This is a genomic window from Bacillus sp. BML-BC051, assembly GCF_019656175.1.
GTDB lineage: Bacteria > Bacillota > Bacilli > Bacillales > Bacillaceae_G > Bacillus_A > Bacillus_A mobilis.
The window spans coordinates 1-12477 of sequence record NZ_BPLI01000052.1 but is presented as its reverse complement, the minus strand read 5'-3'; the positions used below and the strand labels follow the sequence as shown (position 1 = coordinate 12477).

Below are 12477 nucleotides of genomic sequence, written 5' to 3'. Positions count from 1 at the left end.
AAAACCCCCCCTTTTTTTAGATAATGATTCTCAATTAAGTTTTTTTAAACAACAAAAAAACAAGGAATTAACCTTGTTTTTTTGTATTTTTCTTCTTATTCTTTTTTGATTTAGTAAAGTTAAACATTGTTGCAACAGCCTTGTACCAATCTGTTTCTTTCACATGAGGAGTTACAAATGCTAATTCGGGGTGCATAATCAATCGATTTTCCATACCTTCTATGCTTAATAAAGCCCCAGCTTTTTTCAACATATCAAAATACAAATCTAATTTTTGGCTTTGTTCTGTTTCTAAATCTTTCACTTTTTTTCCAGTGATTTTACGCCAAATATCTATTTTACTCATAAATTCCAAATGTCCTTCTCTTTGATAACTTTTATATTCTGACGCCATTACTTCGTGTACTGTTTCTCCTTCTTGGATCGCTACATCTGTCGGATTATGTACGAGGAAAAATGTTTGAAAGTGTATGTGTCCTAGTAAAACACCTAACAAAGACAATGGGAATATTTTTTTAACCTCTCTCGGTTCTCTTCTTTGTTCTTCTGCTAATTTGTTCTCTTCTTCCTGTGCAGTAATCATATATTCTGCTGTTTGTATTTTAATAGATTCGATAACTTCTTCCATTTTTGCTTCCATCACTTTGGAATTATATCCTTTAAAGTCTTTATTTCCTTTGAACCAAAATTCTTTTTTGATAATCAAATATTCATCTCTTTTAGAAGTTGTTGATTTTTCTTTTTCAGCAATCCCTAGTTTTATATATTTATTTATATATTTGCGGCCAGTCTCTCGGTGAACTCCCCAAATGGCATAAATATCACCAATCGTTAATAACTGTCCGTCTTTTTTGATTGGTTTTTCTCCATAGGGAACATAATGAATAATTTGCATCAGATAATGTAATTCGGCTTGTGTTAATTTTTCGAACATGACATTATATTCCTTTCCTGTTTGTACAAATGGTTCACGTTCCTTTGATAATTCATATAATCTTTGTGCTTTTTTTCTTTCTTGTTCTTTCTCCAACGCTTCTTTATCCGTTACAGATGAACCTTCTTTCAAAAGACCTGGAATATACCCTTCTGGTATTTCTCCTGTTTCATCGAACGGCTTAAAAGGTGGATTCTTTATTTCCTCTTCGATTTTGTTTTTACGAGGTCGTCCTCGTTTTTTACCTGTTACTTTCTCTTTCTTTTTTTCCTCAATACGTCGTTCTAATTCTTTTGATTGTCTAATTCTAATACTCATGTTAATTTCCCCTCTCTATTTGTAAGAGATAGGAATCCGAACTATCTATAATAATATAAATTTAATTTTGTCCCCAAAAAAGGAATTTAATTCTTCTTGACTAAAAGAATATAAAAATGTATATTCTTAGTAGAAATATTTAATAATTTTTGTTATTATTAAATATATAAACGTTGATTAAATTACGGTTGGGTTGTCTCAATCGGATTCAGAAGTCGGGAAAACTTCATTGAAACAATTTTATAGCTTTAAAGTAAAGTCACTGCTACCAACAGTGGCTTTTCTTCTTTTTACCTCATTTTTCACAAAAAATCCAGTCTTTCTTCTATATTTCTTCACTTTCTCACAAAAAACCTTTTTCTTTCTACTACTATTCTACTGATTCTAACAACATTTAGCAAATAAACCCAGCATTTTATTTGTCCCAATCCACTTGTGCGGCCTGTTCCCAAAGATCAATACACTTATGCTGGTACGCTTCTTGTAAAAATGCTTGATATTCCTCTGTGAAGTCTTTTTCTTTCCCTATCCAATTCCCAAAGAGTTTCAAAAAGAACTCTCCTCCTAAGTCTAATGTACGCATCGCTTGGATCGTTTCATCTTTTTGTTCAATTAAAAAGATGTTTAATCGATCACTTGCCAAATTTATCCCTTCATCATATAAACTGGGATCAAACGGCAGCTCTAAGAGTAAATCCTCGCGCGGATTATCGACCGCAAAGATTGGTAGAATGCAATTACCCTTTTCATATAAACGGAAACGAATTAAACCTTGTTTGATTTGGCGTTTTTCTTTCGATTTAATGTTGTGCAGGATAATGAATAAATACAATTCTCCTGTGTGTTTATCATATTCTAAAACACCACCTTGACCCATATTACGAAAATCTTTCATCCACTTCTCAGGTGCTTTTTCTCCTACTTTTAAAAGAATTTGTTCCATGATAAAACACTCCTTTTCTTATATGTTGTTATGTATTTCATTCGTTTTCTTTATCAACTTTTCGTAGTTCATACGAATCCACCTTTTTTTGCATTCTTGATTCTGTCATTTGTTCTAATCTTTCGTATGGTATACGGATCATAAAGAGGACTTTCTCATCGCCCCATTGTTCTTGATACACAAAAGGATAGAGTTCTTCTCTTTCTAATAATTCAATACGTTTTCTCACATACCAAGGGTACTCTTCATGTTCTTCAGCTACTCGATTTGAAGCATTATAAGTAAATTTAAGCATTGCATCTTCTGATTGGAAACGTTCTTCTTTAATCTCTTCATTTCGCTCTATTTGGTCAATTGCGAATTGTATTAACGTCCCTTTTTCCATACGCGTAATAGGAACTTTATCGATTAGAACATCATCTATATACAAAATATTGTTTAATCGTAAATATTCTTGTCCATCTTGAAGTTCAAAATAGGCTGTTTCACTATACCCACTACCATCTCCAACAAATACAGTAAGTGAAGAATTAATCGATACCTTCATTTCGATTTTTTTACCTTCCAATACCTTTTCTAAGGTTAATGAATGATATGGTTTTTGTGGCCCTAATGTATGTTTCATTTTAATTCCCCTCCTTTTTAAATATTAATTGTAGATATTGTTCCTTTTCTTTTCCTTCAATCACTTGTAGTACAGTCATATGATGTGCTAAGTCTTTTTCAGAATGAGAATGAAATTCTTGAATAAGGTCACCTTCTGTTGTGAGATATAGTTTTGAAGAAAATGAACCGTTCTTAAAACTTGCTTCTTCTTGTACTAGACAATCTAAATCCTCAGCATACACATATCCGTTTTTCTCATTTAAAATGATTCTATGGTGCGTTTTATCGCCATCATAGACACCAATTGAATCTTCCCAATCTGCATCGTTGAACAGAACGTTTTTATGATTCATTTCGTTTAAAAAATGTAAAACAAATGCATGTACTTCTTTCGGTAAGCAATCTGTACGTTCAAAATGATAGAAATTATTAATATGTACGTTTTCTAAAGCATTTTTAAATGTTGCATCACTTACTAACTCACGATATAACTCTTCTACATTCTCTTTTTCTAGTACATATGAAAAATCATTAATATGAAGAGCATCGTAATAAGAATCTTCATTTCCTGTAATCCAACTGATTGTATTGAACTCACAATCAGGTCGAATGAAAACAAAATCTTCAACATGTACACGTTTTTTCAATTTACTTCTTTCTACTCCGTAGAAAATCTGTTTTTTATCACTTTCTTTTTCGAAAAATTTCACGTTTGGATATATTTCACTTAAAAACTTCATGTTTATTTCCCCCTATTTTTATAAATTAATAAGAATGAGACCGAACAATTTCAATTTTTCCATCAGGTGCAATGTATTTAGTGATAAAATCTATACTACATTCTTCTGTTGGATCATTGCATGGTTCCATCCAGTGAGACAATTTCACTCTTTTTCCTGTTTCTCGTGCTTGTTTTTTCTTTTCTTCAAACTCTTTTTTATCTTTTTCTATACGTTCCTGTTTCTTTGTCTCGATGATTTCATTTTCTTTTTTTCTATTTTCTACTAATGTAAGTAACTGCTTATAAGTCATTGTAACGACATAATCAACACTATAATCTCCGTAGAAATCAACTTTTTCATATCCTTTTACATCTTTCTTTTCTAATTGCATAATTAAATCACGAATCGCTTTCGGAAGCTTTGAAACATTGAAATCATAACCAGTTGTATAGGTGAAGCGGATTTCACTTTCATCTGTAATTTCCCCAAATTCATCAACGATTCGTTGTTCTTTTTCTTGTTCTAAACGTATTTCTTCTTCTTTTATATAGTTTTGAATCACTTCTAATTGTTCTTCCGATATGCCGATCCCAGCAAATTTAATTTCCTTTGGTCTTGTTGTGTCATAGAAACGTAATCGTCCTTTTCCATCGATATAACTCATAATACGGTGTCCTTTGAATTCTACAAATAACGTAAAATCTTTTCGTATAAGAACAGCAATTTCGTTGATTTCTCCCTTGTTTTCTTTTGTAAAACGTAATAGTTCTTTCATTTGTATACCCCTTTTCTTTAATCAAATTTTGGCTCATGATCTTCTAGGTCTTCCGATACCTCTTTTAAGGAAGGTGTTGAATAACGTAAAATCATATCTGCTGTTTTATGACCACTGATTTTTTGAATACGATTGAGTGAGACTCCTTCATCCATCAGCTTTTTGATTAAACTGTGCCGAAGCTGGTGACTCGTGATATTCTTCTTTCTAAACACATCCATGATTGTATTTTTACTTACAATCTTATTTCGATTTGAAATGAATAAATAAGGTAAAGGTTTGAATCTTCTTTCGATATATTCATCAATTTTTTCCATGCGCATCATGTTAAGTTCCGCAAGTATAACGTTTTTTTCCATTGTCGATAAATTCTCTTTTTGTAACTTTTTTTGTATGCTTTCGTATTTGGCTATTTCTTTTTTGTTCATAATCATTTCGATGGTGAGTTTGGAACGATTGTTGATTTGATTGAAATACTCTTTTTGTTTTTCAATTTCCAAATCATTTTTTTGCCTGAAAGAAATATAATCTTTTAATAGTTTCGTAATGTCTTGTGATAAAGGGATTTTCCTTTCTATCTTTGTCTTTGTCTTGCGGATATGTACATAACGACTTTCGGTACGACTTCCCTCTAGATACAAGTCATCAATTTCTAAATCAACTACTTCACTTATCCTCATCCCAGTTGCGGCCATGAGCCTAAAGATCACCCAGTTGCGGAATAGATTACGCTGATTGCTCAAATTAGGAATGATTCGTTCGTCTTGATTCATTCTCGCTTCGTAAAATGCATTTCGAAACATTTCATTTAAAGTTCGCAACTTGTCTTCTTCCAGTGACCTTCCTTCTAGTTCCAGAACGCTTGGAATAGTCGGTAAATCGATTTTTTTCTTATCTAAAGGGTAATTATTGTATTTCGCATAACTTGCGATAGCTGCGTATATGCGGACAATATAATTTGCTGAAAACCTCTTTGGTTCTTTTATTTCTTTTAAATGTTCCACAAATCTACTAACTTCATTAGTACTGAAAATCGGAAATGTTTCTCTTTCATAAAAGAACAAGTAAGTGAAGAACTTCTGTAACGAATCCAAGTACGTTTTTGCAGTGTTTTTACTCTTTCCCATGAGTTCATTATCTGCATATTCTTTATGGCGTTTCTTTTCGTTCAAGAATCGGTAATATTCATCATTTTCGTACCAACACTCTTCAATTGTCTTTTCAATTTGCTCTTTGGTTTCCACTTTGTATTCCAATACTTTGTCATAGATAATGAAATCATTCACTCCTAATTCTTCTGTTAAGAACAATGCAGCATATGAGAAAATCAATTTCATTTCTAATTTTGTTTTTGCGAAATGATCATATGCCCATTTCATTCCCCAAGCATAATCCTCATCGCGTACAAATTTTACTTTCTGTATAATTTTTTCTCGCTTTGCTGTGATAACTAAATCGATAAAAACTTCTTTCTCATTACTACTGATTTGATCTAATTCTATTTTTTGATACTTCGTCATTTTCATTGTCATTTGTATTGCTCCCCTCGCATAAAAAATTCTATTCAATTTGTGAAGACTAACTTCTGTCTTTGGAAAAACAGTCGGTAGATAGAAATGCGATGATAACAAGGTTTTCATTTTTTGATTTTCTCGGTTCTTCTAACAAATTGAATAGAATTGTAATTCTGTTTCATTTGTAATATAGCGCGAAAAAAATAAGATGCAAGGCCCATATGAAAGTTTTTTAAAAACTTTTTACAAATCGTTGAAACTGCTGGTCGCAACTTATAGTAACCGTTTGATTTCTTGTTGAATTTGTTCTTTTATAAATAGAAGATCAGGTAGTTGCTTTGATTTGCAGAATCTAATTTCTTCTATTATAGAAGATAATCGTTTTTCTAACTTGCATCTATGTTTCCAATCGCGATAATCATCAAATAGCAATGCTTGTTGATATTCCTGCATGTATGTTCACATCCTCTTGTATTCGTCATTTATATATACACGAATACAAAACAGAATCCTTTTTTAATTTTCAAATAATAGTTATTACAGTAGAATACAGAAGAATATATTTTGTTCCAACCGACAAGCGAATCTTTCAAAACAATCATTGTTACAGTAAAAAAATTGATTCAACAAATTCAAGTCGTTGTTATCTTTCAAAACAATTACTTGTCATCCATTCTTTCACTTCTAATTTTCTTTAACTCCTGCTTTGCATCTTCAGCTGTTCTTTCACTTTCACTTTTGTTAAAAACTTCCGCAGCTTTTCCCCATCCTTCTACTTCTTCTTTTGACATAGTAACAACACCTTTCATTGTTTTCAAAACAACTACTGTTAAAGTAAAACTAAGTGTTCATAAGACAAGAGAATGACTTAGAAGATTTTCAAAACAAATATTGTTTAAGTAAAACTCGTAAAAGGACGTGATGGCAGGGAAGGAGCGACATTATTTCAAAACAATCATTATCTTACCTTATTTACAATGTATCGTCGTTAATTAGTATAATCAAGGGCCATCGTTATTATTTATTAAAAATAGATGGAACTAGCAACAAACTCCGTTTGGCTTGTCACAGTTGTTTTTTATAAATAATAGATAGCTTCAGCATCCCAAGAATCAGTTTCTTCTATATAATAGAAAGCAATTTCGAATGAACGTTGCACATGTTGTCTTACAATCTTTCTCCCAAAATCCCAAAGTTCTTTTGGCAACTTATATACTGTATTTTCATTTACACCTTCTACGATCATTACAGGAACTTGTTCTTCATCTACTAAAGTCATTGCTAAAACAGTATGTACTATTTTATCTTCCTCTTCTCCCCATCCGAATTCTCGGATTCTGTAAGCCTGGTGCGGTACTTTTACACCACAAATAATATCATTCTCTTCTAAAATATTACGCATGTCAAATACACCTCCATTTAAAATCATAAATTAATAACTTTATAATAGGAAGTTTTTGTAAAAAATCAACACTTTTGAGAAAATGAAGTTTTGGATTTTGAATGCACGTTGATATGACTGGATTTTTGAACAATTGCTTCCAAATTTGATCTACTGCATGTTGTAATTCCAATAAAAACTGTAATTCATTATGTAATTGGTAATCCAATACTACATACAAATAAACTTGTAACTAATGTTGTAACTTTACTTACAACTCTATTTGTAACTATTATTGGAGTTACAACTACAACTACAACTGTAAAAATAATTGTAATTCCATTTATTATTACTCTTACAAATAGAATTACAATAACACTTCTACTTATTATTCGTACAATAATTAGAATCATTGTACGAGTTCTTATTTTAATATGAAATAAATATACAATAAGACTTGTAATAACAGTTATAACAATGATTATGCCTATTACAACAGCTTTTCTTACACTTACAATATGACCTACAACAAAGGAGAATATCCTTCATTGCAGGTGCTTATGTAAGTATCTTACCAAAGATTTCTATCTTTCAATGCTTGTTTTAATAATTCGTTTACGAAACCACCAGTACCGCCTTTTGACTTCGGAATTTTTTTCCCAATCTTATCAATTTTATCAATAACTTCTTTATCTAAGAAATACGTTTTTGTTTGCTTTTTATTCGTTTTTATATCTTCTTCTAACCAACTCAAAACTGCATCTTTTTCTTCTGTTTTATTACCGTTTGGATCTTGTCCGCCTTTATTTTCTTGTGTCACTTTTTCTTCCCCCTCATCGTTGTTTCCACTTGAATTTGTTGTTGACTCACCTTCATTGTTGTCTTCATTATTTCCACTTTCATCATCTTTTAAATCAACATTTTCCGTACTTTCTACCACTTCATCTTGTACCTGTTCTTCTGTAACAGGTGTTTCTGTTTCAGCTACAACTGGTTCTTCTGTTTTCGCCTCAACAGTTGCTTCTTCTGTTGTTTGTGTTACTTCTTGCTTTACTCCTTCATTTTCAGTAGAAGGAGTTTGTTTGTCTTTTTTTCCAGCAACCTGATCAAATCCCATAATCGGTTGTTGCGGTTCTTTTTTCTTTCTTCCTCTCTGTGTACCTTTTGTATCTTTTGTAGGAAACTTATCTGGACTGAAACTCATTATAGACCCAACTCCTTCACCAATTTAAAGTAATCTTGCACAACATCATCTTTTGATTTTTTATCTACCAACGTAAGAGGTAATCGATTTTTTGCTAAAGCATCCGCATATTTAATCGTTTCTTTCACTACGTTTTTGGTAATTTTAATTCCTCTTGTATTGCAGAATTGTTGGCATAGATTTAAAGTTTCATTGTGAATTGAAGTGTTTAATTTTACTTTTGTCGGAACGACAGCAAGAATATTTAATTTTTCATTACGAGTTTTAAAGTTTTCTATCGCTTCAATCGTTTTAATGATGGATCGGATGTTATAAGTTTCAGGATGGAACGGTACAATTACAGAATCGACTGCCATCAAAACATTCGCAACAATTATCCCCATGTTTGGAGGCGTGTCCACCAAAATTACATCAAATTCTTCTCGAATTTCTTCTATTTTTTCTTTGAATAATTCTAAATAGTTCGGGTACATATCTTGGTTATCTAACACTCGCATATCAAAATAAGCAAGGTTTTCATTCGCTGGTAAGACATATATATTTTTATGAACGTTTACGATCGCATCTCGGATCGGAAAATCCTCTGTAAGAACTTCAAATAATGTATTCTCATACTCATCTGGATTTTCCCCAAACGTTAACATTACATTCGCTTGATTATCTGTATCTACAATTAAAACTTTTTTACCTTCTTTAGATAAAACGCCCGCCAAATTTGTTGTCAGGCTTGTCTTTAAAATGCCACCCTTATTGCTTGATACCGCTATGATTTTACCCATATTATCCACTCTCCTCTTGTTATAATAAGTATACTCCAAACTTGAACTCCAATTCAAGTGATGATTGTAAATAAAGTTACAATTTTTCTTACAATCAGAGTTGTATCTATTGTTCCAACTCTTCTTATAACTATTTCTACAACTATATTTACAATACTTCTTTTAATTACAATTTTTATTGTAATTATTATTGTAGTTGTAATTACAATTACAACTACAACTAATGTTACAACATGACTTACAACATTAGTTGGAGGTCATATAGTATATTGTGTTATAACTCCAATTAATCCTTTAATTATTTTTACAATTTTAATAATAATTTTATTTGTAACTACAACACCATGAAATCACACTTTTTCAGAAATGAAAATATGTAAAAATATGTAAGTGTAAAAGAATGATAGTTTCGCAGTTGCCAAAAATAACAACTACGAAATAAAGACGAATCAGTTTCTTCTATATAACAAGGAAGATAAAAAAGATTACTTTCCACCATTGACGCTAAAATTTTCGACGTACACCCTAAACCGCCAGGAACCGCAGCTTAAAGGACAAGACTGCGGTATTCCCAGCGAGGGTAAAGCACGTCTGTTTAGCATAAATGGCCGCAAGCTTTCCAAGTAATTTTTTTATGCCATAATTGAAATTTACCCCAATATTAAAAAACAAGATCATCACAAACGAACGAGAATACCGTTTATTTGAACGTTTTTATTTTCTGGAAGGGTAACACCTATGACGAAAAACATGGATTTGTCGTATAGTCTGATAGTAAAGAAAAGTAAAGTAACATAAAGTAAAGTAAAAAAAGAGATACATTTCTTAGAAATATATCTCCCTTTTGGAATGTTTGATTGCTTCGATTTTTTCCTGTTTCTTTGATTCTCTATATGCTGTTTTTTCCTTATCTGTTTTGAAGAACATATCTGTATCGAGGGCTGACGCTCCTAGCTTTCCTTCCAATGCATTTCGCAATAATGTATTAGGCTGCATGTTATTCACTTTCTTTTTGATTTCTTCCTTATGTTTTATACCTTTCTTCATTTCTTCTATTCTCTTTAGCTTCTCTTCCAACTTTTCTGTTTTGGACAGAGAAGGTTTGCTCGTTTCCATTTCTCTGATCTCTTTCCCGATTCCCGAATTTTTCAACGTTTCCTTGTGAGAAGAGCTGTAGTTTTCTAAGCGGCCAGCCCAAAATGCTTTCTCTTGTAAATCTTTCGTTTGTTCGATTTTTTGATAATAACTTGCAATGTCTGTTTTTACTATTTCGAATCTCTCTGAATATTCATTTTGAAATTCTTTTACATCGCCATTTTTGACCGCATCTTTGATACCCATCTTCTTCCCTTTATCTGTATCATTCACATAATCATATGTAGCACAATATTCACTATTTTTGTACGCTTTATTTTTAGATAACAATTCTTTTTCTTCTTTAAGAAGAGAAGAAACTTTTTTTACTTCTTCTAATTTTTTTCCTTCCACATATCCGCTTTCCATCAAATCTTCATAGAATTTTTGTACATTTTGCAATTCATTTTCATGTACGACACGCTCCTGGAATATCTTTTTTCCATTTTCTTTTTCGAATCGTTGTGAATATACAACTTTCTCTGGTTGTTGTCGTTGTTTCAGTTGTTCTGCTTGTTGTTTTTTGAATTGTTGAATTGCATTTCCCATTCCATTCGCTTGTGCATGTGCTTGTCTTTGTTGTTGAACCTGTTTTTGTGGTTGCGCTTGTTTTTGTTGCATTTGTTCCTTTTTTTGTTGTGCAAAATATTCTGTTTGTATAATATTATTTTGTTTTTGGGATTGTTGTTGTACCTGTTGTGGTTGTTGTGTAAATTGATTGAACTTTGCGTTGTATTTTGTAGGCGGATCAATATTCATAGATTTTTGTTTCGTCAATTGTTTCTCTGCATGGTGCTTTCTTGCTTTCTTAGTAAAATATTTAATAGCTTGATAGCTAAACTTCGTACTATATTTCGCTATCTTAAATGTTGTTTTAAACGCATGTTTCGTCAACTCTTTTCCTATTGTATATGCATCATTTAAAACTCTCTTTGTCAAAGAAGCGGTGATGTCGATAATTTCATTCGCTATTTTTTTGCCGATTCCCATAATATCACCTCCAAATGTAATAGTTATTTACCGTTCTCACAACGAAGTATACACATTATTCCTATATTACAAGAAAAAAACACCTAAATAGGTGTTTTTTTTAAGCTTCTAGTATTAAACAAAAGTAGACATAGATGTCATTAAAATATTTAAAAGTGTCAAACAACGCTTCTAATTCCACGTTAATGTAACCTCGTTGACCGACTTGATCTTCCCAAGCCGCCAAAAAATGTGCAATGGCATTGCCGAAAATGTTTACATCATTTCCGAACAATTGTATTAATTCTTGTTCTGGTGCAATATCAAATTCATCAATTGCAATCACAGCATGTTGCGCAAAAACATCTCTTAATCCATCGAAAATCATTTCACTTTTTTCAGCCATTTTATTCATCCTCCTTACAAAACTCCGCCCAGTTTTGAAAATAAATAATTACATCTTCTACAAACGTAAATAATTGAAATTCTTCTCGTAGCTCGTACCCGATTTCTGCATCAATTATACCCAACGTATTACAAATCGCTCGCCAAGATTCTAGCAAAGAAATTCCAAGTCTGTTCGCTTGTTCATCTTCTCCTGTTTGCGATGGAAACAAATCAATAATTTTCGTATCAGATGCAATATCATCCACCTCAAATCCTTGGTTGTTATGACGGATAAAACCCCATAATACCTCTTTTATGACTATATCCCTTACGGAATCCATGCCATTCACCTTCTTTTCTTTTAAATGGAATTATCATTGTAATTATAATCACACCTATAATAGTTACTTCTATTATATTTGTAACTTTTCCTTTAATTCTTATTATAATTGTAATTACTATTGTAACTTTAGCAACAACTATTATTATTTTTACAACATTACTTCATATTGTTATTGTAATTGTAACTCCAATTGTAGTTGTAAGTAATGTTGTAACATTACTTACAACAATTATAATAATTATAACAACAATAAAAATTACAATTATTTTTTTGTTGTAATTACAAGATGAAACATTTCATTTTTTTGCCCGATTCGGTCAAAACGCTTGCTATCAAAGAGATTTCAAAATCGCCAAATTTCATTTTTCGGGAAGTGATAATCTTTACATTTTTTTACAATATGAATAACGGTTTTTTCTATTCTTTTTTTACCACTAAATCGTAAAAGGTAAATGTTTTTCGATAAAA

Annotated in this window: 15 protein-coding genes; all 15 read right to left on the bottom strand. The window is 31.5% G+C overall.

Annotated elements, in window-relative coordinates; translation table 11 throughout:
* Positions 1-67 precede the first annotated feature (67 nt).
* A complete protein-coding gene (locus K5S59_RS20700) occupies positions 68-1252 on the bottom strand; it encodes a MarR family transcriptional regulator (RefSeq protein ID WP_061114686.1) in 1185 nt (394 codons plus the stop codon).
* Positions 1253-1667: 415 nt separating this feature from the next.
* Positions 1668-2195 carry a hypothetical protein gene (locus K5S59_RS20695; RefSeq protein ID WP_061114685.1) on the bottom strand — a complete coding sequence of 176 codons (528 nt, stop codon included), beginning with the start codon at positions 2193-2195 and terminating at the stop codon, positions 1668-1670.
* A gap of 37 nt (positions 2196-2232) precedes the next feature.
* Positions 2233-2820, bottom strand: a complete 588-nt coding sequence (locus tag K5S59_RS20690) for a hypothetical protein (protein WP_061114684.1) — start codon at positions 2818-2820, stop codon at positions 2233-2235.
* Between the two features lies 1 nt (position 2821).
* Entirely contained in the window at positions 2822-3541 is a 720-nt protein-coding gene (locus tag K5S59_RS20685) for a hypothetical protein (RefSeq protein ID WP_061114683.1), read from the bottom strand.
* 25 nt (positions 3542-3566) lie between these two features.
* Positions 3567-4298 (bottom strand): hypothetical protein, encoded by a 732-nt coding sequence (locus K5S59_RS20680; RefSeq protein ID WP_061654144.1) that lies wholly within the window; start codon positions 4296-4298, stop codon positions 3567-3569.
* 17 nt (positions 4299-4315) lie between these two features.
* On the bottom strand, positions 4316-5830 hold the full coding sequence (locus tag K5S59_RS20675; RefSeq protein ID WP_061114681.1) for a tyrosine-type recombinase/integrase: 1515 nt from the start codon (positions 5828-5830) through the stop codon (positions 4316-4318).
* A gap of 255 nt (positions 5831-6085) precedes the next feature.
* Positions 6086-6265 carry a hypothetical protein gene (locus K5S59_RS20670; protein WP_061114680.1) on the bottom strand — a complete coding sequence of 60 codons (180 nt, stop codon included), beginning with the start codon at positions 6263-6265 and terminating at the stop codon, positions 6086-6088.
* Positions 6266-6471: 206 nt separating this feature from the next.
* Positions 6472-6603, bottom strand: coding sequence for a hypothetical protein (locus K5S59_RS30255; RefSeq protein ID WP_259652773.1), 132 nt, complete (start codon positions 6601-6603; stop codon positions 6472-6474).
* Positions 6604-6890: 287 nt separating this feature from the next.
* Complete coding sequence (locus K5S59_RS20665) at positions 6891-7214, bottom strand: hypothetical protein (RefSeq protein ID WP_061654145.1); 324 nt, start codon at positions 7212-7214, stop codon at positions 6891-6893.
* 188 nt (positions 7215-7402) lie between these two features.
* On the bottom strand, positions 7403-7606 hold the full coding sequence (locus tag K5S59_RS20660) for a hypothetical protein (RefSeq protein ID WP_061654146.1): 204 nt from the start codon (positions 7604-7606) through the stop codon (positions 7403-7405).
* A gap of 158 nt (positions 7607-7764) precedes the next feature.
* Positions 7765-8397, bottom strand: coding sequence for a hypothetical protein (locus K5S59_RS20655; RefSeq protein WP_061654147.1), 633 nt, complete (start codon positions 8395-8397; stop codon positions 7765-7767).
* Positions 8397-9176, bottom strand: a complete 780-nt coding sequence (locus tag K5S59_RS20650) for a ParA family protein (RefSeq protein WP_061654148.1) — start codon at positions 9174-9176, stop codon at positions 8397-8399. The genes K5S59_RS20655 and K5S59_RS20650 overlap by 1 nt, the downstream gene beginning before the upstream one ends.
* Before the next feature lie 825 nt (positions 9177-10001).
* A complete protein-coding gene (locus tag K5S59_RS20645) occupies positions 10002-11300 on the bottom strand; it encodes a hypothetical protein (RefSeq protein WP_061654137.1) in 1299 nt (432 codons plus the stop codon).
* 100 nt (positions 11301-11400) lie between these two features.
* On the bottom strand, positions 11401-11685 hold the full coding sequence (locus tag K5S59_RS20640) for a hypothetical protein (RefSeq protein ID WP_061654138.1): 285 nt from the start codon (positions 11683-11685) through the stop codon (positions 11401-11403).
* 1 nt (position 11686) lies between these two features.
* Positions 11687-12007 carry a hypothetical protein gene (locus K5S59_RS20635; RefSeq protein ID WP_061654139.1) on the bottom strand — a complete coding sequence of 107 codons (321 nt, stop codon included), beginning with the start codon at positions 12005-12007 and terminating at the stop codon, positions 11687-11689.
* Between the last annotated feature and the right edge of the window lie 470 nt (positions 12008-12477).